The following is a 25,642-nucleotide window of genomic DNA, read 5'->3' on the forward strand; positions in this document are numbered from 1 at the left end:
GACGCCCCTCGGTCGTCGGTCACAAGTCGCGCTATCGCCAGCCCTTTTCCAACCACAGCGTGTCCAGATCGGCGTCGCACTGATTGCCCTGCGCGCAGGAGATGCTGATGGTGTTGGACCCCTGCTTCAGCTGGATGTTCGACCAGGTGTGAGTCCAGCCGTGCTCCCGGTCGCCCTCGGCGGCACGGGCGAAGTTCGACATGTTCAGCGGGCGGCCCAGCGACGTGCCGTTCACGGTGAGGGTCATGTTCGCGTCCTTGCCCGGGACGCCGTAGCCGACGTTGAGCGTGTACTTGCCGCCCTTGGGAAGGTCGTTGACGGTCCACGTGACCGATGCGCCGACCGCGTTCAGGCCGCCCACGTAGGTGCCGCCCGCCGCCTCGGCTCCCTTGACGTCCGAAGCCGTGGCCGCGCCGCCCGACAGCTGGACGGACTTGTCCGCGGCGTCGATCTTGGGCAGCTCGCCCGGTGCCGCCGTGGCACTGCTCGACGTGGTCGGGGCGGTGCTCTGCGACTGGGTCGGCGTCGTGCCGGCCTCGTTGCCCGACTTGTCGTCGTCCGAGTTGCCGTTGATCATCGCGATGCTGATGCCGATGACGACCGCGGCGACCACCGCGATCGCGCCGATCAGCAGACCCTTGGTGTTCGGTCCGCGCCGCCCGCCGGCGGGCGGCGCCGAGCGCCGGCCCCCCGGGGCACCGCCGTGGTTGTCGGGGGTCTGGTAGGCGGCGGTGTTCGCCTGGCCGTAGGCGCCCTGCTGCTGCGGGGCGGCCGGCTGCTGGCCGTACGACGGCTGCTGCTGGCCGTACTGGCGCTCACCGACCGTGCGCACCCGGCTGACCTGGTTCGGGTAGCCGTAGCCACCGGACGGCGGCTGGGCCCCCCTGGCCTGTCCGTCGGCGTAGAGGTAGCCGAACGGGTCGTCGTCCTCGGGCGTGCTCGCGCCGTTGTCGCCGGACGTCATCCCTTGGTACTCCTCAGCAGGTGCGGGCGGATGCGGGTACGCGTTGGAATGGCGAGCCTACCCCCATCGAGTGACCCGAACGGGTGACTCAGGCCGCTTCAACTCCCTGACCTGCACATCATCCGGCACGCCGATGCTGTTTGGGACGAGATCGTTTCTCTACGTACATCCGTTCGTCAGCGGACTTCAACACTTCGTCCGCCGTCATCCCGCAGTGCGCCCATCCGATGCCGAAGCTGGCGCCGACCCGGACGGCCCGGCCCTCGGCGCGGATGGGCTGGATGATCTCGTTGCGCAGGCGCACGGCGAGGTCCTGGGCGTCGGCCTTGCCGAGGCCGTCGGCGAGGATCACGAACTCGTCGCCACCGAGCCGGGCCACGGTGTCACCGTCGCGCACACCCCGGCTGAGCCGGTGGGCCACCTCGATGAGGACCGCGTCACCGGCGTTGTGACCGAACCGGTCGTTGATCGACTTGAAGCCGTCCAGGTCGCAGAAGAGGACCGCCAGACCCTTGGTGCCGTCGTCGCGGCCGTCCTCGGGGGCGACGGTGTGGACGTGGTGGTCGTAGGCGCCAGGCGCCTCGACACCGGGCGCGAAGTCGAAGCCGTGTCCCGCGGGGGCGTCGAAGGCGGGGTGGCCGTAGGCCGCGTCCAGGGAGTCCAGGTCGCCGGGCTGGGCCGTGCGGCGGCACAGCCGGGCCGACAGGCGCGAGCGCAGCTCGGCGGAGTTCGGCAGGCCGGTCAGGGAGTCGTGGGAGGCGCGGTGGGCGAGCTGGAGCTCGCGGCGCTTGCGCTCCTCTATGTCCTCGACGTGGGTGAGCAGGAAGCGGGGCCCGTCGGCGGCGTCGGCGACGACGGAGTTGCGCAGCGACACCCAGACGTAGCTGCCGTCGCGGCGGCCCAGGCGCAGCTCGGCACGGCCGCCCTCGGCGGAGGTGCGCAGCAGGGTGCCGACGTCCTCGGGGTGGACGAGGTCGGAGAAGGAGTAGCGGCGCATCGCGGAGGCGGGGCGGCCCAGCAGCCGGCACAGGGCGTCGTTGGTGCGCAGGATGCGGCCGTGCTGGTCGCCGCCCATCTCGGCGATGGCCATGCCGGAGGGGGCGTACTCGAAGGCCTGCCGGAAGCTTTCCTCACTGGCGCGCAGGGCCTGCTGGTCCCGCTCCAGGCGGACCAGGGCGCGCTGCATGTTCGCACGTAGACGCGCGTTGCTGATCGCGATGGCGGCCTGGAAGGCGTACATCTGGAGGGCCTCACGGCCCCAGGCGCCGGGGCGGCGGCCGTTGCGCGGGCGGTCGACGGATATGACCCCGAGCAGCTCGCCGGAGGAACCGCCGCCCTGCACACCGGGTGTGAACATCGGCGCGAAGAGCCGGTCGGAGGGGTGCCACTCGTCCTCGAAGCGGGGAGCGGGACCGTCGGTGAACCACTGCGGGACGTCGTCGTCGTCGAGGACCCAGCCCTCGGTGTGGGGGATGAACACCAGGTCGCCCCACTCCTCGCCCATGGCGAGGCGCCGGTCCCAGGAGTCGCGGGAGCCCACCCGGCCGGTGATCAGGGCCTCGGCGGCGGAGTTCCCGGAGAACGCGGCGACGACGAGGTCGCCGTCGGGCCGGACGAGGTTGACGCAGGCCATCTCGTAGCCGAGGGCGTTCACGGCGCCGTCGGAGACCGTCTGCAGCGTGTCCGCCAGGCTGCGTGCCGTGTTCATGTCGGCCATGACCTGGTGCAGCTGCCTGAGGGACGCAAGACGGACATACGGTTCCGACTCGGTCTCCATGTTTGCCCTCCCCCCGAGTCCTCGCAGCGAATCAAGGGTCCTCTTCGGCCTCTTCGCCACTGAATCACAGCGCGCTGCCCACTCGGTACACAGGGTCAACAATTACTGTCTCTTGTGACTCAAGTCACAGCGGAACGTGAACAATTGAGTGGAGTTTCCGCGCTTTACCTGTGCGTTTCCCGAACGCAAGGTTTGCGACCGTGTGCACATGATGCGCGAATCGTCCACACCACTGGTCCGCAGGTCCTAGGACCCGGTTCGGGCGGAGGCCCGATGCGGTGCGTGCGCTGCGGAGATTAGCGTTTCCGGCGTGCTGAACTCTCCCTCCCCCGCCACCACCCTTGCTTCCGGGCATGCTGAGGGGGTGAGCAACGACGAGTTCCGGGCCGCCATGTCCCGGCTGGCCGCGGGCGTCGTCCTGGTGACCGCGCAGGAACCGCCGCTGGACCCCGACGACCCGAACGCACCGGACGGGGAGGACGTCGGCATGACGGCCACCGCCTTCCTGTCGGTCTCCCTGGACCCGCCGCTGGTGATGGTGAGCCTGCGCGAGGGCTCCCGGATGGACGACCTGCTCGACGAGCAGCCGCTGTGGGCGGTCTCGGTCCTCACCGAGAACCAGCGGCACATCGCGGGCCGCTTCGCGATGAAGGGCCGCATCAGCGACCGCCTGCTGTTCGAGGACATCGCCAGCGTCCGCGGCGAGGTCAGCGGCGCCCCCCTGATCGGCGGCGCGCTGGCCACCCTGGAGTGCCGCACCGAACAGCGCGTGCCGGCCGGCGACCACACCCTCGTCATCGGCCGCGTCCTGACCGCCCATGTCCCGAGCGCGGAGGGCGGCCCCCTGCTGTACTTCCGGGGGCGGTACCGGCAGTTGGGGTGAGGAACCGGAGGCGGGACACGAGCCCGGGGAGCGGGGCCGAGACCCGGGCCGGGGGCGGGCGGAATTCCGTGGCCCGGCCGGAGCTCCCGCCCTAAGGTGCGCGGATGACACCCCGCCTGGCCGAACTCACGCCTCTCAACTTCGAAGCCGCACTCGCCGTCCGCGTCCGCCCCAGCCAGGAGCACGCGGTCGAACCGGTCGCGCACTCCCTCGCCGAGGCCTACGTCCACCCGGCAGGCGTCGCCTGGCCCCGCCTGATCGTGGACGGCGACCGCCCGGTCGGCTTCCTGATGGCGTTCCTCGACATCGACTGGCGCGGCGACGGCACCCTGACCCGCTCCGGCCTGTGGCGGCTGAACATCGACGCGGCCGAGCAGGGCAAGGGCTACGGCAGCTTCGCCGTCCGCTCGGTAGCGGAGGAACTACGCCGCCGGGGCACCGAGGAGCTGTACGTCACCTGGCACCCGGGCCCGGACGGCCCCGAGGAGTTCTACCTCCGTCTGGGCTTTCGGGTGACCGGCGAGACGAGCGGCGGCCAGACGGTCGGCGTACTCACGCTGTGAGGCCGCCGGGAAAGAGCCGGCTAGCCCCAGTCCCGCGCGGAGCGTCCCCGCTTCGTGTCCGAGCGCTGCTTCTTCTCGCGCAGCCGGCGCTCGTTGATGCCGCGTGGGATGCGGGTGGGACGGCGGGCCTTGGGCGGGGGTGCGGTGGCCTCGGCGAGGAGGGCGGCCAGGCGTACGGCGGCGGCCTCGCGGTTGCGCCACTGGGAGCGGTGCTCGGAGGAGCGTACGACCACGGCCCCGTCCACCAGGCGGCCTTCCAGCCGCTGCAGCGCCCGCTCCTTCCACACCGGCGGCAGCGCCTCGGTGCGGGCCAGGTCGAAGCGCAGCTCCACCTGGGAGTCGCTGGTGTTCACATGCTGCCCGCCGGGCCCGGAGGACCTGGAGAAACGCCATGACAGCTCGGCCTCGGGCAGCGAGACCGAACCACGGATGAAATAGGGGCCGGACATGTGTCCCATGTTCCCGGTCCGACCTGCCCCGCGTCACCCCGTTTACCCGGCGAGCCCACCGCCGGGTAAAAAAGGTAAAGGGGCCCGGAACCTCCGGGACCCCTCTCGACGTTCTTCCCCGTGACGGTAGCTTCGTCGGCACAGACACCCAAAAGGGAAGGGACTCCCAATCATGGCTGTAAGCCTGTCCAAGGGCGGCAACGTCTCGCTCACCAAGGAGGCTCCGGGCCTGACCGCCGTGACCGTGGGCCTCGGCTGGGACGTCCGCACCACCACCGGCACGGACTTCGACCTGGACGCCTCCGCGATCGCGGTGAACACCCAGGGCAAGGTCTACTCCGACGCCCACTTCGTCTTCTTCAACAACAAGCAGACGCCGGACAACACCATCGTCCACACCGGTGACAACCGCACCGGCGAGGGCGCCGGCGACGACGAGGCCATCAACGTCAACCTGGCCACGCTCCCGGCCGACGTCGACAAGGTCGTCTTCCCGGTCTCCATCTACGACGCCGAGAACCGCGGCCAGAACTTCGGCCAGATCCGCAACGCCTACATCCGCATCATCAACCAGGCCGGCGGCGCCGAGATCGCCCGCTACGACCTCTCCGAGGACGCGGCCACCGAGACGGCCATGATCTTCGGCGAGCTGTACCGCAACGGCGCCGAGTGGAAGTTCCGCGCGGTCGGCCAGGGCTACGCCTCGGGCCTGGTGGGCATCGCCCAGGACTTCGGCGTCAACGTCTGACACCCGCGCACCCCGCAGGGGCCCCGGCCGCCGGCGCGGCCGGAGCCCCGCCGGTGCCGGGACGCGGACCGGGGCGCGGACCAGGTCGCGGGCGCGGGCGCAGGGCGCCGTAAAACCCTCGGGCCCCGCGCGCGGCCCGCGTTACCGTGCCCACGTGATCCTTCGACCCCTGTCCCCCGGCGGTGACATCCCGGCCCCGCTGCTCGCCGAACTGACCGCCCTGTACGCCTCCCAGCACGAGTTCCACACCCTCAGCGGCGACTTCCCCGACCCCGGGGACATCCGCCCCGAGCAGGTGGCGGCCGCGCTGGCCGGCGAACTGGCGCACCCGGACGCGCAGGTGCTGCTCGCCCGCGCCGAGGGGCGTCTGGTCGCGATCGCGATCACACTGGCCCACCACCCCGACCCGGATGACCCCGACCCGTGGATCGGGCTGCTGATGGTCGACGCGGCCGAGCGGAAGAAGGGCTACGGCCGCCGGATCGCCACCCTGGTCGAGGAGCGCTTCCGGGCCGACGGCCGCGACGCCGTGCGGCTCGCCGTCCTCGACGGCAACACCAAGGGGCTGGCCTTCTGGACCGCCCTCGGCTACCGGGTCGTCGCCCACCGCCCCGACCGCGCCCTCGGCCGCCCCTGCGCCGTCCTGCGCAAGGCGCTGCGCGCCACGGAAGGGGCGGACCGTACCGACGCCGTGGCCCCCTAGGGACAAGAGGCATGTGCGCCTCTTCCCGTGGGAAGCGGGCCGGGCAGGGACGGGCCCGCTCAGGGACGGGCCGGCTTGCCCTCTCCGTACAGCCAGTCCTTCCAGATCTCCGAGAAGTCCTCGCCCGGGGCCTTCTTCTCGACGTACGCGGTGAAGTCGGCGGTGCTCGCGGTGCCGTAGCGGTAGGTGGCGGCCCAGCCCCGGAGGATGGCGAAGAAGGTGTCGTCACCGACCTTCTGGCGGATCTTCTGCAGGACCATCGCACCGCGCCCGTAGACGGGGCTGTCGGAGATGACCGCGGCACCGGCCGGCTTCGCGGGCGGGAAGTCCCAGAGGGCGTCGTCGTGACCGCGGTAGAGATCGGTGAAGGACTGCTGGGCGCTGCGGCCGCCGTGATCCTCGGTGTACAGCCACTCCGCGTAGGTGGCGAAGCCCTCGTTGAGCCACATGCCCTGCCAGTCGGCGGGAGTGACCGAGTCGCCGTACCACTGGTGGGCGAGTTCGTGCACGAGGGTCGAGGTGTCGGGGGCGCCGGGGAAAACGGGGCGGGACTGGGTCTCCAGGGCGTAGCCGACGTCGCCGGGCCGCTCGACGATCGCCCCGGCGGAGGAGAAGGGATACGGCCCGAACCGGCTCTCCTCCCACGCGAGGACACCGGGGATCTTCGCCAGGGCCGGCCTGCTCGCCGCGGCCTGCGTGGGGTCGACGGCGGTGAGGACGGGCAGGCCGTGCGGGCCGGTGGTGCGGGCGATGTCGAAGTGGCCGATGGCGACGGTGGCGAGGTAGCTCGCCATGGGCTGGGCCATGTGCCAGGAGTAGGCGGTACGGCCGCCCGAGGTGCGCTGCCCGGTCGGCTCGCCGTTGGAGACGGCCCGAAGGCCCTGCGGGACGGTGACCGTGATGTCGTACGTCGCCTTGTCCGAGGGGTGGTGGTTGCCGGGGAACCAGGCCATGGAGCCGACCGGCTCGCCGAGGCCGAGCGCGCCGTCGGCGGTGAACAGCCAGCCCTCCTTGGAGCCGTCGGGGTCGGTGACGGTCTGCGGGGTCCCGGAGTAGCGGACGGTGGTGCGGAACGTCTCGCCGTCGCGGAGGTCGTCGTGCGGGCGGACGGTGAGTTCCTGGCCGGTGCGGTTCCAGCGGGCGCCCTTGCCCCCGACGGTGACCTTCTCGACGCGCAGACCGGCGAGGTCGAGGTCGAAGGCGGTCAGGTCGTGGGCGGCGCGGGCGGTGACGACCGCCGTGGCGGTGAGGTGCCGGGTGGCCGGGGTGTAGTCCAGGGTGAGGGCGTAGTGGGTGACGTCGTAGCCGCCGTTGCCCGCCTTCGGGAAGTACGGGTCGCGCAGGCCGGAGCCGCCCGGGGTGCCACGGACGCCGCCGTCGCACGCGGTGCCGGTGAGGGCGAGCGCGCACAGCGCCGCGACGGCCGGGAGAAGGCGCGCGGATGTGGCCATACAGCGATCTTAGGGGCGATGGGGCGGACGTCCCCCGGCGTGACACCATCTGTCCGTGCTCGACATCGGCTACGCCCTCGCCAACCGCTTCCCGGACCCGCCGCAGACGGACTACCGCCGTGCGGACGCCCGCGCGCTGCGGCACGACCTGTTCTGCGGGGACGTCTATCTCGCCGACACCGAGAAGGACCGGGAACTGTCCACAGCCTGGGGATGGGTGCCGGTGCTGGACTTCGCCTGGGCGCTGTGCGACATCGTGGAGCAGCTGGACAAGGACCCCATGGGCTCCCGCGCCGCGCGGCCGCAGCGGGCGGAGCTGGACTTCACCGAGTCCACCGACCGGATGCTCTTCGAGCGCCGCTTCGGCTGGGTGGACATCGCCTCCGACTGGCTCCCCGCCGAGGAGGCCCCGCTGAGCTTCTCCCACGCCGCGCTCCGGCGCGAGGCGCGCGACTTCCTCCACGACCTGATCGCCGACCTGACCGATCTGCACGAGGAGCTGGCGGAGAACCCGGTGATCTGGGATCTGCAGGCCCGCTTCCCCCGCGTGCCGTGAGGTGAGGTGACGTGAGACGAGGGGCGGGCGGTCACCGCACCCCCTCACGCGGGTACCCCACCCCTCACGCGGGCACCCCGCCCCTCACCCCTCCACCCTGATCCCCAGCTCCGCCGCCAGCACCGGTGCCAGATCCAGCAGCTGCCCCGTGCTGATCACCGCCCCGGCCAGCCGGTCCAGTCCGCGCGTGATCTCCAGGGGAGCGGCCCCGCGCAGGTCGACGTCCTTCAGGGCGGCCCCGCCGAAGTCGGCCTCCTTCAGGGCGCAGTCCACGAACTCGACCCGTTCCAGGCGGGCGCCTGCGAAGTCGGGTTCGACCAGGACACAGGATTCGAAGACGACGTCCTTCAGACGCGCCTCGCGGAAGTTGAGGAAGTCGAGTTTGCCGCCGCGTACGACGACGCGTTCCAGGACGGCGCCGTGGAGCTGGGTGCCGCCCAGGCGGGCGTCGACCACCTCGACGTCGCGGAACGTGGACTCGGCCAGATACGTGCCCACGCCGCGCGGGGCGGTCAGGACCGAGTCCAGGAACCGGGCCCGGCCCAGTGCCGTCTCGTCCAGCGCGCAGCCCGTCAGCGCGCAGTCCATGAAGCGGGCCCCCGCACCGTCCTGACCGGCCAGGTCCGCCTCCCGGAACTCCAGCCCGTCGTAGTCGCCGTCCGGCGCCAGCTCCCCGTACGCCCAGGGCTCCAGGGCCGGCAGCCGCACCTCCGGCCGCCGCGCGCCCTTCACGCCCGCCCGCCGCGCGCCTCCGCGCACCGCCACCCCCGCGCGCACCCCACCACTCGCACCACTCGCACCACTCGTACCGCCCATGCCCGCCCCACTCGTACCGCTCGTGCCCGTCGCTCGCCTCGCCATGGCCCCATGCTGCACCCCGCCACCGACAAACCGTCCGGCCCGCGAAAACCGCGCCCCCGCCGCCGCCCCGCCGCCCCCACCGCCCCTCCGCCCGGATGTCACATTCCGGCCCGCCCGGACGTCGGTCCCTGCGACAGCACGGTCGTCGCTCGGACACTCGCCGCCGGGGCGCGGCACGATCGGAAAGGTGGTGCCGGAGCCATGAAGGACAAGCCCGGAAACCCTCTTCACCCGGATGCGGCACATCCCGATCCATGGTCTTCTGGCCAGATGGACGACGGCCGAACGAGTGATCCTCCACAGCCGTACGCGGGAACCGAGCCCGCCGATCCCCGGCGCTGGTGGGCCCTGGTCGTCATCGCGCTCGCCCAGCTGATGGTGGTCCTGGACGCGACGATAGTGAACATCGCGCTCCCCTCGGCACAGCACGCGCTGCACATGTCGGACGGCAACCGGCAGTGGGTGATCACCGCCTACACCCTCGCCTTCGGCGGCCTCCTGCTGCTGGGCGGCCGGATCGCCGACCTGGTCGGACGCAAACGCACCTTCGTCGTCGGACTGATCGGCTTCGCGCTCGCCTCCGCCCTGGGCGGCGGAGCCACCAGCTCCGCCATGCTCTTCGGCGCACGCGCCCTGCAGGGCGCCTTCGCCGCCGTCCTCGCGCCCTCCGCGCTGTCCCTGCTGACGACGGCCTTCACCGACCCCCGGGAACGCGGCAAGGCCTTCGGCGTCTACGGCGCCCTGGCCGGCAGCGGCTCGGCGATCGGGTTCATCGTCGGCGGGCTGCTCACCGAGTACCTGAACTGGCGCTGGTGCCTGTACGTCAACGTGCCCATCGCGATCGTCGCGGTCCTCGGCGCCTTCGCCCTGTTGCGCGACCGCCCCGGCGCCCGCGGCGCCCGCCTCGACGTGCCCGGCGCGCTGCTCGGCTGCGGCGGGCTGGTGACCATCGTCTACGGCTTCAGCGAGGCCGAGCCGCGCGGCTGGACCGACCCCCTGGTCCTCGCCCTCCTCGCGGCCGGCGTGCTGCTGCTCGCCACGTTCGTGTGGTGGCAGAACCGGGCGCCGAGTCCGCTGCTGCCGCTGCACATCGTCAGGGACCGCGACCGCGCGGGCTGCTTCCTGACGATGATGCTCGCGGTGATCGGCATGTTCGGGCTGTTCCTCTTCATGACCTACTACCTCCAGGTCATCCTCGGCTACTCGCCGGTCAGGGCGGGCCTGGCCTTCCTGCCGCTGACCGCCGCGATCATCACCGGCTCCACGCAGATATCCGCCCGCCTGCTCAGCCGTGTGGCGCCCCGGCTGCTCATGGTGCCCGGCATGCTCCTGGCCGTCGCCGGGCTGCTGCTGCTCACCCGGATGCGGGTCGGCTCCTCCTACACCACGGAGATCCTGCCCTCCCTGCTGCTCCTGGGGCTCGGCATGGGTCTGACCTTCATGCCGATCTTCGCCACCGCCACCGCGGGCGTGGCTCCTCGGGACGCCGGGGTCACCTCGGCGACCGTCAACACCGCCCAGCAGGTCGGCGGCTCCATCGGCACGGCCCTGCTCAACACCATCGCCACCACCAGCAGCGCGGCCTACATCGCCGCGCATCTGCACCGGCCCTCCGACAGGGCCGCCGTCCTCCCCGTGGGCGTGGTGCACGGCTACACGGTGGCCATCTGGTGGGCGGCCGGCGTCATGCTCGCGGCGGCCCTGGCCGCGGGGCTGATGATCACGGCCAAGGCGCCGGGGCGCAGCACACCGGCCAGGACACCGGTGCCGGAGTCGGTCGGCTGAGCCCGCTGCCGGAGTCGGTCAACTGAGCCGGCCCCGCGCCGGGCGGGTGCGCCGCGGGGGTGCCGGGAGGGACAGGGGCGGTGGACCGGTGCCTCAGTGCCGCCCCGCCACCCGGTCCGCCACGCGCGCCAGCCGTGAGGACCGCGTGGCGGGGTTGCGGCGTTCGCGCTGGTCGGCCGCGCGGTAGGTGGCGTACATGCCCTGCACGCCGAGCCAGCGGAAGGGTTCCGGTTCCCACTTGCGGACCTTGTGGTTCACCCAGGGCAGGTCGGTCAGGCCGGTGCGGCCGGCCTGGCCCGAGTCCTGCTGGACGAGGTCGCGCAGGGTGCGGGCGGCCAGGTTGGCGGTGGCCACGCCCGAGCCGACGTAGCCGCCCGCCCAGCCGAGTCCGGTGGCCCGGTCGAGGGTGACCGTGGCGCACCAGTCGCGGGGCACGCCGAGGACGCCGGACCAGGCGTGCGCGATCCGGACACCGGCCAGGGAGGGGAAGAAGCGGACCAGGATCTCCCTGAGCGCCGCGATCGTCTCCTCCTGCGTGCGGCCGTCGTTGTCGGTGCGCGAGCCGAAGCGGTACGGCACCCCGCGTCCGCCCAGCGCGATCCGGCCGTCGGCGGTGCGCTGGGCGTACATGTAGGCGTGCGCCATGTCGCCGAGGGTCTCCCGGCCGTCCCAGCCGATCGCCGCCCACTGCCCGTCGGTCAGCGGCTCGGTGGCGATCATGGAGGAGTTCATGGGCAGCCAGGTGCGCTTCTGGCCCTTCAGGGACGCGGTGAAGCCCTCGGTGCAGCGCAGGACGTAGGACGCGCGGACCGTGCCGTAGGGCGTGACGGCGTGCCGGGGGCGTATCTCCGTCACCGGTGTCGACTCGTGCACGGTGACCCCGAGCGCCTCCACGGCCGCCGCGAGGCCCTTCACCAGCTTCCCCGGGTGCAGCCGCGCCCCGTGCGGGGTCCAGGTCGAGCCGACGGCGTCCGCGACCCTGATCCGTTCGGCGGTCTCCCGGGCGCCGTACAGCTCGCGGTCCTTCTCGCCGTACGACAGCTCGTGCGCGTGGAAGGCCCTGAGCCGGGCCAGCTGGGCGGGTGTGGTCGCCACTTCGAGGACGCCGCCCGGGTGCAGGTCCGCGTCGATGCCCTCCGCCCCGGCGACCGCGATCACCTCGGCGACGGTGTCGTTCATCGCCTTCTGGAGCCGTACGGCCGCCTCGTGGCCGTGCAGCTTCGCGTACCGGTCGCGGCCGGCGACGCCGTTGTACAGCCAGCCGCCGTTGCGGCCGGAGGCGCCGTAGCCGCAGAACTTCTGCTCCAGGACGGTGATCCGCAGGAAGGGGGCGGCCTTCTTCAGGTAGTAGGCGGTCCACAGTCCCGTGTAGCCGCCGCCGACGATCACCACGTCGGCCGACGCGTCCCCGGTCAGCGGCTCCCGCACCGCGGGGAGGCCGTCGTGGGCGTACCAGAAGGAGATGCCGCCGTTGACGGCACCGCTCGCCGAGCTGCTCATGCGCGGGACGTTAACCCCTGAGAGCGGCCAGTGTCTCCTTCGGATTCCATGCTTTTCCGCAGCCCCTGACCAGCGGGAAGCACGCCAGTCCGGTCAATACGGACACCGCGTGGCCGAAGTCGGTGAAGGTGCGGCCGGTGGCGAGCGGTATCGCGTACACGGCGGCCAGGACGGCCAGGTACGGGTACCGCCAGGGCCTCGCGATCCGGTAGGTGAGCACCCCCATCACGCCCGCCATCGCGTAACTCACGCCGATGTCCAGGGTGTTGACCGCCGAGTGCGGGGCGTGGCCGTCACGGACGGCCTTCAGCAGGGCCAGTTCGCTGATCAGCGTGGCGAACACGTGTGCGGACGCGCACACCGCGAGCCAGCGCGCGGTGCCGAGCCAGCGCTCGGCCTGGGCGTGGAAGACGCCGTACAGCACGGCGTACGGCAGCCAGTGCCCGCCGTCGATCCACATCGCGCTGGTGATCAGCACCCGTACCGGGTTCCGCGACAGCTCGTGGATGTTGGTGGACCGCTGCCGCAGGAAGTCCTGCTCGAAGTCCGGCGACATGTGGTGCAGGGCGACGGTGGTGAAGAACAGGACCGTCAGCCAGACGTAGGTGCCCGGCGCGCTGCGGACGTAGCCCGCGGCCGCCCGGAGCCCACGCCGAAACCCGCTGACCCGGTCCACATTCGTCAGTATGGTCGGCAAGGTGATCGGGCTGCCTGGCGAGCCTGTTGCTTCTCAGGAGAAATTCAGCGGGGTCGCGGGACGCGCCTTCACCACTGTCCTGCCCCGCCGCGCTGCGGAGTTCCCGCGTCTTCGGCGGTGTCACCGCCGCCCCGCCCGTCCGGCCGACCGCCGCGCCCGCCCCGGCCCGGGATGCGCCGACCGGGTGACATCGCAGACCCGCCGCCGCTTCGAGGCGCCGACCGCGGGACCTGACACGCCGCCGGACGGCCTATCCGGGCAACCCCGGATCAATCGGTCATACCGTAAGCGATATGAAGAGATGTCACCTCGCATATCTCGCGTGCGTCGCCGCCCTCGCCGGCGCGGGGCTCGGCACGACACCCGCGGCGGCCGCCCACCACCAGCTGCTGGTGGTCCACCCCGGCCAGTCCATCCAGAAGGCGGTGAACGCCGCACACGCCGGGGACACCGTCCTCGTCCTCGCCGGCACCTACCACGAGAGCGTCACGATCGGCACTCCCCAGGTGACCCTGCGCGGCGTCGGCGTCCGGACGGTCATCATGCCCGCCGCGGCCAAGGCCACCAAGGCCGGCGCCAAGGCCGCCATGAGCTGCGCCGGGAGCGGCAACGGCATCTGTGTCATCGGCACCAGGACCAAGGACGTCAAGGACGTCACCGTCGCCGACCTGACCACGACCGGCTTCACCCGCGCCGGCGTGTTCGGCATGGCCACGGACACCATGACCGTGCGTCACGTGTCCGCCGTCGGCAACGGCGTGTGGGGCATCGCCCAGGAGCGGTCCGTGCGCGGCGTCATCAGGGACAACCACGCCCACGGCAACGGCGACGCCGGCGTGTTCCTCGCCAACACCATCACGGAGGAGGCCGGCGCCTACGACGCCGGGAACACGCTGGTCTCCCACAACCGGCTGGACGACAACCGCATCGGCGTCACCGTCCGGCGGCTGCGCAACATCACCGTCGAGCAGAACGGCATCAGCGGCAACTGCGCCGGTGTCTTCGTCGTCGGCGACGAGAACAACCCGAAGGCCGGCGCCCTGAGCGTGACCGGCAACCGTGTCGTACGGAACAACAAGTTCTGCGCCAAGACGGACCGGCTGCCCGCGATCCAGGGCTCCGGCATCGTCCTCACCGGCGCCGAGAAGACCCGCGTGAGCGGCAACCTGGTCAACGGCAACGCCGGCGACTCCCCGCTGTCGGGCGGCATCGTCCTCTTCAAGAGCTTCGTCGGTGCCACCAGCGACAAGAACAGCATCGAGGACAACACGCTGGCGGACAACGCGCCGGCGGACCTCGTGAACACGGACCCGGGCAAGGGCAACACCTTCCAGCGCAACTCCTGCCGGGCGTCCAAGCCCGCGGGCCTGTGCTGACCGCCCGACCGCTGCCCCTGAAGGACCGACGAAGGCCGAAGAACGAGAAAGGGCGGCAGATGACGACCGCTGAGACAGCCCCACCGCCCCCGATGCGGCTCCGCGAGCTGGTGTTCGGGGCGGCCTGCGCCGCCGCCGTCCGGGCCGCCGCCCGGCTCGGCGTCGCCGACGCGCTGGAGAACACCCCCATGGCCGTCGAGGACCTCGCGGCCGCCGTGAAGACCGAGCCCAAGCCGCTGCGCCGGCTGCTGCGGGCCCTGTCCTGCTACGGCGTCTTCACCGAGCGCCCCGACGGCACCTTCGCGCACACCGAGATGTCCCGGCTGCTGCGCGAGGACGATCCGGGCAGCCTGCGCGCCATCGCCCTGTGGTGCACCGAGCCGTGGACCTGGGACGCCTGGCCCCGGCTCGACGAGGCCGTCCGCACCGGGAAGAACGTCGTGGAGGACCTCTACGGCAAGGAGTTCTTCACCTACCTCAACGAGGACGCCCCCGAGTCCGCGGACGTCTTCAACCGCGCCATGACCCGCTCCAGCGAGCAGTCGGCACGCGAGGTAGCGGCCCTCCTCGACCTCACCGGCGCCAAGTCGGTCGCCGACGTCGGCGGCGGCCAGGGACACGTCGTGGCCTGCCTGCTGGACAAGTACCCGGCGATGCACGGCAGCCTCCTCGACCTGCCCCGCGTCGTGGAGAACGCCCTGCCCCGGCTCCGCCCCGGCGGCGACCTAGCCGACCGCGCCCGGATCGTGCCCGGCGACGTCCGCGCCGCGATCCCGGTCAAGGCCGACGTCTACGTCATCAAGAACATCCTCGAATGGGACGACGAGTCCACCGCCCGCACCCTCGGGGGCGTCGCCGAGGCCGGCGGCCCCGGCACCCGGGTCATCGTCATCGAGAACCTCGTCGACGACACCCCCTCCATGCGCTTCAGCACCGCCATGGACCTGCTGCTCCTGCTCAACGTCGGCGGCGCCAAGCACACCACCGACAGCATGCGCGGCCGGCTGAGCGCGGCGGGCCTCGTCGTGGACGACATCAGCCCCGTCAACCCCTACCTGCACGCCTTCGACTGCCACGTCCCCGGGTGACCTCCACCCGCACAGAGCACCGGCCGCCGGGCCCGCGACGCTGCGGGCCCGGCGGCCGGTGGCCGTCCGGGGGTGCCGTACGGCTCAGTCGCGCTCCCACAGGTAGAAGCGCTGTGCCATCGCGTCCTTGGGGGACCTCCACGTCTCAGGGTCGTACGCGCTGACGTACGCCGACAGACGGTCGCTGATCCCCCGGAACTCGGGGTGGTCGTTCACCTTGGCGATGGCCGGGCCCGGCTCGCCGTCCGCCTCGACGAGGTGCATGTACACATCGCCGAACTGGAAGAGACTGCGGCGGCGCACCCCGATCAGGTGCGGCAGCTCGCCCCGGTCCGACTCCGCGAAGATCTTCGCGATGTCCTGGGCCGAACCCGGTGCCATCCGGGCCACGATCAGTGCCTGATGCATGGACTTCGTCCTCTCCTGCCGCAGGCCGGCGTCAGCCGGCCGGCGCCGGCGCGGGCCGGTGACCGGCGGCGGCCTTCTCGATCTTCTTGCGGATGAGGTCCAGCTGGACCTTGGAGTTCTTGTTGATGTTGTCGGTCATCCAGTCGTCGTCGACCGGAGCCTCCGGCTTCATCGCGAAGTCCTGCGTCCACACCATCCGCGTCCCGGCGGGCACCTCCTCGTACGCCCAGTGGATGTCCATGTGGGCGAACGGACCCGTCTCCACCCGACGGGCCCGGACGGTGCGGGCGACGGGGTCGGGCTCACGCTCCGACACCCAGCTCCAGACGGTGCCGTTGTCGTCCGGGTGCATGGTGAGACGGAACGTCGTCTTACGGCCCTCCCGCTTCAGGACCTCCACCGACGCGTACTCACTGAAGAGCTGCGGCCAGTTCTCCAGGTCGTTGGTCATGTCCCAGACCAGCTCCAGCGGAGCGGCGATCGTGATCTCGTTCTGGGTGTGTCCTGCCATCTCAGGCTCCTGCCATCAGAGTGCTGTTGACGAGGTCGAGGAACTGCCGGGGCGTCCTGCAGCGCTCGGCGTCCGGCGGCATCGGCGTACCGTGCCGGTTCTCCAGCTCGCCCACGATGCCGAGCAGCCCGAGCGAGTCGACACCCAGCGCGTCGAACGCGCTCTCGGGCATCTCCAGCACCTCGGGGGAAACGGTGATGCCGGCGGCCTTCTTCATCAGACCGGCCAGCTCTTCCACGGTGATCTGGGTCATGCGCTTTCTCCTTTCCTTTTCGCCTACAGAGCGCCGTGCCGCAGCACCAGCGCCGAGTTCGACCCCATCAGGCCCCGGCTGAGGACCAGCGCCGTGCGCAGCTCGGCGACCCGGGCACGCCCGGTCACGAGGTCGAAGTCGTGGCAGACGTCGAACACGTTCGGCGTCGGCGGGATCAGGCCGTGCTCCATCGCGAGCACCGCCGCGGCGCAGTCCAGTACGGGCGCCGCGCAGTAGCCCCGCCCGGTCCCCGTCTTCGGCGCCGTCACCGGCACCCGGGAACCGTGCGCGCCCAGCGCGTCCACCAGCGCCAGCACCTCCGCCCGGTCCGCCTCCGGCACCCCGAGGGCGTCGGCGAAGACCACGTCGACCTCCTCCGGAGCACACCCGGCCTCGTCGAGCGCTCCCCGGATGGCCTGGGCCAGGCCCTCCCGGGACTCCGCCCAGCGGGACGCCCCCGTGAAGGTCGCCGCGTGCCCGGCGACGACCGCCCGGACCTCGGCCCCGCGCTCCCGCGCCACCCGCTCCGCCTCCACCACGAGCATCGCGCCGCCCTCGGCCGGCACGAACCCGCAGGCCGCGTCGGTGAACGGGCGGTACGCGCGGGACGGATCGGGCTCCTGGCTCAGCTCCTCGTAACCGAGCTGGCAGACCATCGAGTACGGCGCCAGTGGCGCCTCGGTGGAACCCGCCACGATCGCGTTCGTACCCCGCCGCACCGCACGCGCCGCGTGCGCCACCGCGTCCAGACCGCCCGCCTCGTCCGAGGCGACCACCGAACACGGGCCCTTGAGCCCACGGCGGATCGAGATCTGACCGGTGCTCGCGGCGTAGAACCAGGCGATCGACTGGTACGGCCCGACGAACCGGCTGCCCTTGCCCCACAACCGCTGGAGCTCCCGCTGGCCGAACTCGCCACCACCGGAACCGGCGGCCGTGACCACCCCGATGGAGAACGGGTCCTGATCCGTGTCGGCCTGCCCCAGCCGGGCGTTCTCCAGCGCCAGATCCGCCGCGGCCATCGCGAAGTGCGTGAACCGGTCGGTCTGCACCAGGAACCGCTCCTCGACCGCCGCCGGGTCGAACGCGCGGACCTCACCGGCCACCTTCAGCGGAAGATGCTCGCAACCCTCCCGGGAGACCCGGTCGAGCACGCTCAGCCCCTCCTGCGTGGCCTTCCAGAAGCTGTCCGTACTGGTGCCGTTGGGCGCGATCACACCGATACCGGTGACGGCCGCGCGCCGTTCATGCGGTGCACTCATCGAGTCCTCACTCCCTCGGCCGGGTCAGGATCACCGCGGACTGGAAACCCCCGAACCCGCTGCCCACCGACAACACGCCGGACAGCTTCCGCTCACGTGCCGTCCGCGGCACGTAGTCCAGGTCGCACTCGGGATCGGGAACCTCGTAGTTCGCGGTCGGCGGTATCGCCTGCTTGGCCATCGCCAGCACGCACGCCACCACCTCGATCGCCCCGATCGCCCCCAGCGAATGCCCCACCATCGACTTGATGGAGCTCATCGGGGTGTCGTACGCGTGGCTCCCCAGCGCCCGCTTCACCGCCGCCGTCTCATGGCGGTCGTTCTGCCGGGTGCCCGAGCCGTGCGCGTTCACGTAGTCGATCGCCGTCGGGTCCAGCCGGGCCTGGTCCAGCGCCGTCTCGATCGCCCGCGCCATCTCCAGGCCCTCACTGGTCAGACCCGTCATGTGGTACGCGTTGCCGAACGTGGCGTAACCGCTCAGCTCGCAGTACACATGAGCACCACGGGCCCGCGCGTGCTCCAGCTCCTCCAGCACCAGCACTGCGCCGCCCTCACCCATGACGAACCCGTCACGGTTGTTGTCGAAGGGCCGCGAGGCGTGCGCCGGATCGTCGTTGTTCGGGGACGTCGCCTTGATCGCGTCGAAGCACGCCATCGTGATCGGCGAGATCGGCGAGTCGGAGGCACCCGCCAGGCATATGTCCGCCCGGCCCTCCTGCACCGTGTGGAAGGCGTACCCCACCGCGTCCAGACCCGACGTGCAGCCCGTCGACACCGTCTGCACCGGACCGCGCGCACCGAACCGCTCCGCCACCGACGACGCCACCGTGCTGGGCGAGAACGCCCGGTGCAGCTGCGGCTGCGCCTGCCCGTGATCCACGTCCCAGCGCTCACCACCATGGCTGACCAGCACGTAGTCGTGCTCCAGCCGGGTGGTGCCGCCGACCGCGGTGCCCACCGACACCGCGATCCGCCACGGATTCTCCTCGGCCAGATCCAGCCCCGAGTCCAGCACCGCCTCGTCGCCGGCGACCAGGGCGAACTGGATGTACCGGTCCGCCCGTTCCACCTGCTCCGCGTTGAGCCCGTACGCCGCCGGATCGAAATCACACTCGGCCGCGATCCTCGACCGCAGACCGGACGGGTCGAAGAAGGTGATGCCCCGCGTCGCCGTACGACCGCCCGAAAGCAGGTCCCAGAACGCCGGGACGCCGATGCCGCCCGGGGCGACGATGCCTATGCCGGTGACCGCCACCCGCCGGCTCATGACGGCACCTGGTCCCCGGCGGCCGACGCGCAGCACGCACCCGCCTGCCCCGGCTCGGTCATCACGGCCGCCGCCCCGATGACCTCCGTCTCCTCGGTGTCCACGTGACCCAGCTGCGGACGCGGAGCCAGCGGACCGAGGTGGAAGACGATCCGCGCCTCCTCGTCACCGACATTGCGGAACCGGTGCCGCATGTGCGCCGGGATCATCAGACCCTGCTCCGGCCGCAGCTCCTGAGGCTCACCGTCCAGGTCGACCTCCAGCCGGCCGGAGACGACGTACACGAACTCCTCGGAGTAGGGGTGGTAGTGCTCACCGATACGGTCACCGGGCTGGATGAGGGCCACACCCATGAAACCGCTGGTGGCACCCACCGTCGCCGGCGTCAGCATGGCGCGCAGATCGCCGCCACGCCGCGTGTTCGGCTCGGTCTCGCTGAGGTTCACGATCTTCGGACGGGGCTTGACCACAACTTCCTCCGTTGGTTGTGCCACCGCCGGCTCTGCCGCGCCGGCGCTTGCGGGAAGGGACGGACCCACCGGCTCAGGCCTCCGGCGAACGGCGGTCGGTGACGAGATCCATCCGGGCGGCCGCACCCGCGAGCAGCTTCTTCGCCTCGGCCGCAGCACGCGCGTCCCGCGGCAGCGCCTCGACGTCCTTGCCGCGCACGTCGACCAGCCGCACCACCACGTCGTCCCGCTGGAACACCGTGCTGCGCAGCACCTCGCTCGACGGGTCCTCCGACGCCGCCTGGTCGCAGCTCGCCAGCAGCTCCGCCAGCCGCATCCCCTGGTCCTGGCGCGCCGGGTAGAACAGCGCCAGCCGCGTCTCCTCCGGCCGCTCCGACGCGCTCACGTGATGCACCGCCGGCAGCGCCGCCCGGGTGAAGAACATCCGGGCCGACTCCTGGTCGTCCAGATCCCGGTCCTGCTCCAGATACGGGTTGATCGCCTCCTCCACCGCCCGCACCTCGGGCTGCTGCGCCACGTGCCGCAGCGCGGCCAGCAGGTCACCACGCACCTCGATGGCCCGCACCACCCGGTTGCCCTGCATGAACAGCGACGTACGGCACAGCCGCGTCGTCTCGTCCACCTGGGCCTCGGGCGAGTCGTAGTCCGCGAGGAGCTTCGCGACCTTCTCCTCGCTGCCCGGCTTCACCGTGAACGTCAGCGCGTGCCGGATCACACCGTCACCGATCCGCGGGTGCGTCTGCAGCCGGCGGTTGCCGGACTTCTCGGCGGCCGACGCGCCACCCGTCTCGCGGACGATGTGGAAGCGCAGCGAACGGGTGTCACGCACGCAGCTGTGCAGCGGCTCCACCATCCGCACGTGCTCCTCACTGTTCACCCACGTGAGGAACGGCGGAGCACTCTCCCACTCACTCGTGATGAGCCACTGGGACGGGTTCTCGATCGACTGGCACAGCTGGTCGCTCACGTGCCCCGGCACCGACGCGACCTGCGCGCACAGCTGCTCGTACGCCTCCAGGAACTGCTGCTGCGCGCCGTCGTAGACATCGACCAGAAGAACGACCCGCAGCGGCGAGCCGTCGAACACGGACTGCGAGACACGCTTCGACACCTCACGGGTCAGCGTTTCTGAAAGTCGTTCAGACGTGGTGGTCATCCTGCACATCTCCTTCGGGGGGCAGATCCGACGCCCGCCGCGGGGAAAGCGACGGCAGCGTGCCTTGATCCTGTGCCGGACCCCAGACGCCCGCGACTCGTATGAACCACGTGGGTGATTGGGCACGCGGAGCAGGCACCACCGGGCATGAGAAGTCACAGGCGCTCCATACACGCACCCCTGCCACTGGAGGCTTCGATGCATCAGAAAGCCGACCACCGAGTTCCCGTCCTCATCGTGGGCGGCTCACTGGTGGGCCTGTCCACGTCCGTGTTCCTGGGCCGTCTCGGCGTGCGGCACATGCTCGTCGAACGGCACTCCGGGACCTCGCACCACCCCCGCGGACGCGGCAACAACGTCCGGACCATGGAGCTCTTCCGCGTCGCCGACCTCGAACCCGACATCAAGGCAGCCGCGTCGCTCCTCGCCGACAACCACGGCATCCTCCAGACGCCCACCCTTGTGGGTGACGCCGGGGAATGGCTCTTCAAGCACATCGACCCGGGCGGCGGCCTCGCCGGACTCAGCCCCACCAACTGGTGCCTGTGCAGCCAGAACGACCTCGAACCCGTCCTCGTCGACCACGCCCGCGAACTCGGCGGCGACCTGCGCTACTTCCACCAGATGGAGTCCTTCGAGCAGGACGCCGACGGAGTGACGGCAATCGTCCGCGACCGCAGGACCGAGGAGACCCTCACCGTCCGCGCCGACTACCTCGTCGCCGCCGACGGCCCCCGCAGCCCCGTCCGAAGCGCCCTCGGCATCACCCGGAGCGGACCCGGCGAACTCTTCGCCAACGTCAGCGTCACCTTCCGCTCCGCCGCCCTCGCCGACGTCGTCGGCGACCGCCGCTTCATCTGCTGCTACCTCACCCACCCCGACGCCGACGGCGCCCTCCTGCCCGTCGACAACAAGGAGCACTGGGTCTTCCACGCCCCCTGGCACCCCGAGCGCGGCGAATCCCTCGAGGAGTTCACCGAGGAACGTCTCCAGCGGCACATCCGCGCCGCCGTCGGCGTCGACGACCTCGACGTCAGAATCACCGGCATGGCCTCCTGGCGCGCCGCCGAACGGGTCGCCGACCACTACGGCACCGGACGCGTCTTCCTCGCCGGCGACTCCGCCCACGAGATGTCCCCCACCGGCGCCTTCGGCTCCAACACCGGTATCCAGGACGCCCACAACCTCGCCTGGAAAATCGCCGCCGTCCTGGACGGCTGGGCCGGCCCCGGCCTCCTGTCCACCTACGACACCGAACGCCGCCCCGTCGCCCTCGCCACCAGCGCCCGCGCCTCCGCTCGCTCCGTCGAACACAGCCACCCCGGCTTCGCCCCGGCCCCCGGTGTGGGGGGCGCCAAGCGCGGCGGCATCCTCAACGTCGTCCTCGGCTACCACTACCCCCACGGCGCCGCCCTCGGCACCGACCCCGACCACCCGGTCGTCCCCGACACCCTCACCCGCGGCGGCGCCCCCGGCACCCGGGCCCCCCACCTCTGGCTCCGCCGCGCCGGCAAGCGCCTGTCCACCCTCGACCTGTACGAACGCTCCCTCGTCCTGCTCACCGACTCCCCCGACGACGCCGGCTGGCACGAGGCGGCCCGCCGCGTCGCCGCCACGGACGGCATCCCCCTGGACGCCTACCGCATCGGCCCGAGCGCCGACGCCGACCTGACGTACGACACGGAGGGCACGGAAAACTCCCCAGCCCCGGACTGGGCCGAACTGCACGGCACGACCGCCGACGGCGCGGTCCTGATCCGCCCGGACGGCTTCGTGGCCTGGCGCGCGACGGAAGCGGTGCCGGACCCGGAAGGCACCCTCCGACAGGTCCTGAAGGAGCTGCTCAGCACCGGCTGACCTGCGAAGACGACGAAGGCCACCCGCACTGGGAAGTGCGGGTGGCCTTCGGTGTTCGGAGCCCCCTGTCGGATTCGAACCGACGACCTACGCATTACAAGTGCGTTGCTCTGGCCAACTGAGCTAAGGAGGCACCCACGGGCGCCGCAGCGCTCGTGCCTGTGAAGTGTACCCACGTGCCGGTGTGGACCCGTCGGGAATTCCACCGCAGATCGCGGCCTCCCAGGTACTGACAGACCGAGTGGCCCCCAGGTACCGTCCTGACCCAGTCCACCCGTGTGGACTACACCAACCACCTTCCTACAACGGATCGTCCGGCACGTTCCTGCCGGTAGAAGGGGGCCCGTTCGTTATGGCCACTGTCACGTTCGACAAGGCGACCCGGATCTACCCGGGTTCCACCAAGCCCGCCGTCGACGGTCTCGACATCGCGATCGAGGACGGCGAGTTCCTCGTCCTGGTCGGACCGTCGGGATGCGGCAAGTCCACCTCGCTGCGGATGCTCGCGGGGCTCGAGGACGTCAACGGGGGCGCCATCCGGATCGGTGACCGCGATGTCACCCATCTGCCGCCCAAGGACCGGGACATCGCCATGGTGTTCCAGAACTACGCGCTGTACCCGCACATGTCGGTCGCCGACAACATGGGCTTCGCGCTGAAGATCGCCGGTGTCAGCAAGGCGGTGATCCGGCAGAAGGTCGAGGAGGCCGCGAAGATCCTCGACCTCACCGAGTACCTGGACCGCAAGCCGAAGGCGCTCTCCGGCGGTCAGCGTCAGCGTGTCGCCATGGGCCGCGCGATCGTGCGCGAGCCGCAGGTGTTCCTCATGGACGAGCCGCTGTCCAACCTGGACGCCAAGCTGCGCGTGTCGACGCGTACGCAGATCGCCTCGCTGCAGCGCCGCCTGGGCATCACCACCGTGTACGTCACCCACGACCAGGTCGAGGCCATGACCATGGGCGACCGGGTGGCCGTGCTCAAGGACGGCCTGCTCCAGCAGGTCGACTCGCCGCGCAACATGTACGACAAGCCCGCGAACCTCTTCGTCGCCGGCTTCATCGGCTCCCCGGCCATGAACCTGGTCGAGGTGCCGATCACCGATGGCGGTGTGAAGTTCGGCAACAGCGTGGTGCCGGTGGGCCGGGACGCGCTGAGCGCCGCCGCCGACCGGGGGGACACCACGGTGACCGTGGGCGTGCGCCCCGAGCACTTCGACGTGGTCGAGCTGGGCGGCGGCGCGGCCGCCAAGTCGCTGACGAAGGACAGCGCGGAGGAGCCGGCCGGTCTGGCCGTCTCCGTGAACGTCGTCGAGGAGCTGGGCGCCGACGGCTACGTGTACGGCAGCGCCGAGGTCGGTGGCGAGCTCAAGGACCTGGTCGTCCGCGTGAACGGCCGCCAGGTGCCGGAGAAGGGCGCCACCCTGCACGTCGTACCGCGACCGGGCGAGATCCACGTGTTCGCGACGTCCACGGGCGAGCGGCTCTCCGACTGACGGAGCGTTCCCACCCGGGCCGACGAGAAGGGGCCCCGCGGCCAGCCGCCGCGGGGCCCCTTCGGCTCTCCGGTCAACCCCTTACCCAGAAAGAGACGCCGCCTCATCCCCCATTAGGGTGACTAAATGTCGCCAAATCATTACCGGGCGCTACTCTCACACGCGTGACGCACTCCCACACCCCTCAGACGCGACGCAGCCACCGGAGCGGCCCCGCCCGCCGGATCGGCCGCTCTCTCGCCCTCGTCCTGCCCGTCGTCCTGGTGCTCTCCGGAACCCTCGCGGTCACCCGGGTCAACTGGACGGGGAGCCCCGCCGGCTCGGTGCTCACCGCCTCGGACGTCTCCTCGGCGGAGGTCCCGTCCCGGACGGCCTCCCACGCCCCGCAGGACGTGCTCCGCGACCATCTGATGGCGGAGCTGCAGGACAGGAACCCGGCGGTGGTCCTGACCCACCTCCAGCAGGCCGTGAACGGGCGTCCCTCGCTCGCCCGGCACTGCACGTCCATCGCCCGGGCCCTGGGCCGGGCCGCGGTACGCATCTACGGCGCCTCGCGCGCGCAGTCGTACGCCCGCCCGGTCTGTGACACGTCCTTCGCCACCGGGGTGCTGGCCGCGCGCGGCTGACCGGGGTGAGGAGCCGGCAACGGCTCCTCGAGGGAGCCTGTCGTGGCCGGAACGCCGGCCGGGGCGCCACGTACAGTTCGGGGCATGACCCATCCGAGCGCCGCGTTGCGCCCCACTCAAGCCGTGATCCTTGCCGGTGGCCAGGGCTCACGGCTGCGTCCGTACACCGACGACCGGCCCAAGCCGATGGTCGAGATCCCGGGCACGGGAACTCCCATCATCGGTCACCAGCTGACGTGGCTCGCCGAAGAGGGCGTGACGGACGTGGTGATCTCCTGCGGCCACCTCGCCGAGGTCCTGCAGAAGTGGCTGGACTCGGCCGACCTGCCGGTGTCCGTGACCACCGTCGTGGAGACGGAGCCCCTCGGCCGTGGCGGTGGCCTCAAGTACGCCGCCGCGCACCTTCGCCGTCCGGACCGGCCCTGGTACGCCACCAACGGCGACATCTGGACCCGCTTCTCCCTGCGGGACATGGCCGACTTCCACACCGAGCGGGACGCCGTCGCGACGCTGGCGCTGGCCCGGCCGCGTCTTCCGTGGGGTGCGGTGCAGACCGACGGGTTCGGGCACATCACGGACTTCATCGAGGCGCCGCCGTCGCCGTTCGAGATCAACGCGGGTGTGTACGTGTTCTCGCCCGGGTTCACTTCGCTGCTTCCCGAGCGGGGCGACCACGAGCGGACGACGTTCCCGCGGCTGGCCCGGGAGCACAAGCTGGCCGGGTTCCCCATTCCTCAGGGTGCCTACTGGCGTGCCATCGACACGGCCAAGGACCTGACGGAGGCGGCCAGGGAGCTGGCTTCCCTGGGGCGGTAGCCGGACACGCGCGACGGGCGCGGCCGGTCGCACTGTTCCCCCGCCGCCCTGAGCGGGTCGGCCGTTCCAGGCACGGCGCCTGAGCGGGTCGGCCGTTCCCAGCACGGCAGAGGGCCCCGTACC

Annotated in this window: 26 protein-coding genes and 1 tRNA gene; 12 read left to right on the forward strand and 15 right to left on the reverse strand. The window is 71.4% G+C overall.

Annotated features, from left to right (window positions below; all coding sequences use genetic code 11):
• Positions 1-31: 31 nt before the first annotated feature.
• Together OIB37_RS17330 and cdgB are read right to left on the reverse strand one after the other, a co-directional pair.
• A complete protein-coding gene (locus tag OIB37_RS17330) occupies positions 32-964 on the reverse strand; it encodes a CBM35 domain-containing protein (protein WP_330458512.1) in 933 nt (310 codons plus the stop codon).
• 118 nt (positions 965-1,082) lie between these two features.
• Positions 1,083-2,741, reverse strand: coding sequence for a diguanylate cyclase CdgB (gene cdgB / locus OIB37_RS17335; RefSeq protein ID WP_330458513.1), 1,659 nt, complete (start codon positions 2,739-2,741; stop codon positions 1,083-1,085).
• A gap of 391 nt (positions 2,742-3,132) precedes the next feature.
• On the opposite strand from cdgB, the gene OIB37_RS17340 reads away from it, so the two are divergent.
• Entirely contained in the window at positions 3,133-3,624 is a 492-nt protein-coding gene (locus tag OIB37_RS17340) for a flavin reductase family protein (RefSeq protein ID WP_443058278.1), read from the forward strand.
• A 104-nt stretch (positions 3,625-3,728) separates the two neighbouring features.
• A complete protein-coding gene (locus OIB37_RS17345) occupies positions 3,729-4,187 on the forward strand; it encodes a GNAT family N-acetyltransferase (RefSeq protein WP_330458515.1) in 459 nt (152 codons plus the stop codon).
• A 20-nt stretch (positions 4,188-4,207) separates the two neighbouring features.
• On the opposite strand, the gene arfB is transcribed toward OIB37_RS17345, so the two are convergent.
• Positions 4,208-4,645, reverse strand: coding sequence for an alternative ribosome rescue aminoacyl-tRNA hydrolase ArfB (gene arfB / locus OIB37_RS17350; RefSeq protein WP_330458516.1), 438 nt, complete (start codon positions 4,643-4,645; stop codon positions 4,208-4,210).
• A gap of 163 nt (positions 4,646-4,808) precedes the next feature.
• Between arfB and OIB37_RS17355 the strand changes: the two genes are divergently transcribed.
• Together OIB37_RS17355 and OIB37_RS17360 are read left to right on the forward strand one after the other, a co-directional pair.
• Complete coding sequence (locus OIB37_RS17355; protein WP_330458517.1) at positions 4,809-5,384, forward strand: TerD family protein; 576 nt, start codon at positions 4,809-4,811, stop codon at positions 5,382-5,384.
• A gap of 154 nt (positions 5,385-5,538) precedes the next feature.
• Positions 5,539-6,087, forward strand: a complete 549-nt coding sequence (locus OIB37_RS17360) for a GNAT family N-acetyltransferase (RefSeq protein ID WP_330458518.1) — start codon at positions 5,539-5,541, stop codon at positions 6,085-6,087.
• Positions 6,088-6,146: 59 nt separating this feature from the next.
• Here OIB37_RS17360 and OIB37_RS17365 read toward each other — a convergent pair whose 3' ends face one another.
• Positions 6,147-7,538: a M1 family metallopeptidase gene (locus OIB37_RS17365; protein ID WP_330458519.1), complete on the reverse strand. Its 1,392-nt coding sequence runs from the start codon at positions 7,536-7,538 to the stop codon at positions 6,147-6,149.
• 55 nt (positions 7,539-7,593) lie between these two features.
• On the opposite strand from OIB37_RS17365, the gene OIB37_RS17370 reads away from it, so the two are divergent.
• Positions 7,594-8,094, forward strand: coding sequence for a hypothetical protein (locus OIB37_RS17370; protein WP_330458520.1), 501 nt, complete (start codon positions 7,594-7,596; stop codon positions 8,092-8,094).
• A gap of 84 nt (positions 8,095-8,178) precedes the next feature.
• Here the strand turns inward: OIB37_RS17370 and OIB37_RS17375 are convergent, their stop codons facing one another.
• Positions 8,179-8,955, reverse strand: a complete 777-nt coding sequence (locus OIB37_RS17375) for a pentapeptide repeat-containing protein (protein ID WP_330458521.1) — start codon at positions 8,953-8,955, stop codon at positions 8,179-8,181.
• A 270-nt stretch (positions 8,956-9,225) separates the two neighbouring features.
• Here OIB37_RS17375 and OIB37_RS17380 point away from each other — a divergent pair, with 270 nt between their 5' ends.
• Positions 9,226-10,740 carry an MFS transporter gene (locus OIB37_RS17380; protein WP_330458522.1) on the forward strand — a complete coding sequence of 505 codons (1,515 nt, stop codon included), beginning with the start codon at positions 9,226-9,228 and terminating at the stop codon, positions 10,738-10,740.
• A gap of 93 nt (positions 10,741-10,833) precedes the next feature.
• Here the strand turns inward: OIB37_RS17380 and OIB37_RS17385 are convergent, their stop codons facing one another.
• A complete protein-coding gene (locus tag OIB37_RS17385; RefSeq protein ID WP_330458523.1) occupies positions 10,834-12,240 on the reverse strand; it encodes an NAD(P)/FAD-dependent oxidoreductase in 1,407 nt (468 codons plus the stop codon).
• A gap of 10 nt (positions 12,241-12,250) precedes the next feature.
• A complete protein-coding gene (locus tag OIB37_RS17390; protein WP_330458524.1) occupies positions 12,251-12,916 on the reverse strand; it encodes a rhomboid-like protein in 666 nt (221 codons plus the stop codon).
• A gap of 314 nt (positions 12,917-13,230) precedes the next feature.
• Here OIB37_RS17390 and OIB37_RS17395 point away from each other — a divergent pair, with 314 nt between their 5' ends.
• Positions 13,231-14,313 (forward strand): right-handed parallel beta-helix repeat-containing protein, encoded by a 1,083-nt coding sequence (locus tag OIB37_RS17395; protein ID WP_330458525.1) that lies wholly within the window; start codon positions 13,231-13,233, stop codon positions 14,311-14,313.
• Positions 14,314-14,372: 59 nt separating this feature from the next.
• Positions 14,373-15,401 carry a methyltransferase gene (locus OIB37_RS17400; protein ID WP_330458526.1) on the forward strand — a complete coding sequence of 343 codons (1,029 nt, stop codon included), beginning with the start codon at positions 14,373-14,375 and terminating at the stop codon, positions 15,399-15,401.
• 84 nt (positions 15,402-15,485) lie between these two features.
• Here the strand turns inward: OIB37_RS17400 and OIB37_RS17405 are convergent, their stop codons facing one another.
• From OIB37_RS17405 to OIB37_RS17435, 7 genes are all read right to left on the reverse strand, one after another.
• A complete protein-coding gene (locus tag OIB37_RS17405) occupies positions 15,486-15,809 on the reverse strand; it encodes a TcmI family type II polyketide cyclase (protein ID WP_330458527.1) in 324 nt (107 codons plus the stop codon).
• A gap of 31 nt (positions 15,810-15,840) precedes the next feature.
• Entirely contained in the window at positions 15,841-16,320 is a 480-nt protein-coding gene (locus tag OIB37_RS17410; protein ID WP_330458528.1) for an SRPBCC family protein, read from the reverse strand.
• Between the two features lies 1 nt (position 16,321).
• A complete protein-coding gene (locus tag OIB37_RS17415; protein ID WP_330458529.1) occupies positions 16,322-16,573 on the reverse strand; it encodes an acyl carrier protein in 252 nt (83 codons plus the stop codon).
• A 23-nt stretch (positions 16,574-16,596) separates the two neighbouring features.
• The gene (locus OIB37_RS17420) at positions 16,597-17,835 is read right to left on the reverse strand and encodes a ketosynthase chain-length factor (RefSeq protein ID WP_330458530.1); all 1,239 of its coding nucleotides are present in this window, start codon (positions 17,833-17,835) and stop codon (positions 16,597-16,599) included.
• Positions 17,836-17,842: 7 nt separating this feature from the next.
• Positions 17,843-19,102: a beta-ketoacyl-[acyl-carrier-protein] synthase family protein gene (locus OIB37_RS17425; protein WP_330458531.1), complete on the reverse strand. Its 1,260-nt coding sequence runs from the start codon at positions 19,100-19,102 to the stop codon at positions 17,843-17,845.
• A complete protein-coding gene (locus OIB37_RS17430) occupies positions 19,099-19,572 on the reverse strand; it encodes a cupin domain-containing protein (RefSeq protein ID WP_330458532.1) in 474 nt (157 codons plus the stop codon). The genes OIB37_RS17425 and OIB37_RS17430 overlap by 4 nt, the downstream gene beginning before the upstream one ends.
• Before the next feature lie 73 nt (positions 19,573-19,645).
• Complete coding sequence (locus OIB37_RS17435; protein ID WP_330458533.1) at positions 19,646-20,728, reverse strand: SchA/CurD-like domain-containing protein; 1,083 nt, start codon at positions 20,726-20,728, stop codon at positions 19,646-19,648.
• Positions 20,729-20,926: 198 nt separating this feature from the next.
• On the opposite strand from OIB37_RS17435, the gene OIB37_RS17440 reads away from it, so the two are divergent.
• A complete protein-coding gene (locus OIB37_RS17440; protein ID WP_330458534.1) occupies positions 20,927-22,585 on the forward strand; it encodes an FAD-dependent oxidoreductase in 1,659 nt (552 codons plus the stop codon).
• A gap of 59 nt (positions 22,586-22,644) precedes the next feature.
• Here the strand turns inward: OIB37_RS17440 and OIB37_RS17445 are convergent.
• Positions 22,645-22,718: transfer RNA gene (locus OIB37_RS17445), tRNA-Thr, on the reverse strand.
• A 219-nt stretch (positions 22,719-22,937) separates the two neighbouring features.
• On the opposite strand from OIB37_RS17445, the gene OIB37_RS17450 reads away from it, so the two are divergent.
• The 3 genes from OIB37_RS17450 (at position 22,938) to OIB37_RS17460 (ending at position 25,519) form a co-directional block, all read left to right on the forward strand.
• The gene (locus OIB37_RS17450) at positions 22,938-24,077 is read left to right on the forward strand and encodes an ABC transporter ATP-binding protein (RefSeq protein WP_330458535.1); all 1,140 of its coding nucleotides are present in this window, start codon (positions 22,938-22,940) and stop codon (positions 24,075-24,077) included.
• 164 nt (positions 24,078-24,241) lie between these two features.
• Positions 24,242-24,703 carry a hypothetical protein gene (locus OIB37_RS17455; RefSeq protein WP_330458536.1) on the forward strand — a complete coding sequence of 154 codons (462 nt, stop codon included), beginning with the start codon at positions 24,242-24,244 and terminating at the stop codon, positions 24,701-24,703.
• An 84-nt stretch (positions 24,704-24,787) separates the two neighbouring features.
• Positions 24,788-25,519: a nucleotidyltransferase family protein gene (locus OIB37_RS17460; RefSeq protein WP_330458537.1), complete on the forward strand. Its 732-nt coding sequence runs from the start codon at positions 24,788-24,790 to the stop codon at positions 25,517-25,519.
• The last annotated feature ends 123 nt before the right edge of the window (positions 25,520-25,642 follow it).

This window comes from Streptomyces sp. NBC_00820 (assembly GCF_036347055.1).
Lineage (GTDB): Bacteria > Actinomycetota > Actinomycetes > Streptomycetales > Streptomycetaceae > Streptomyces.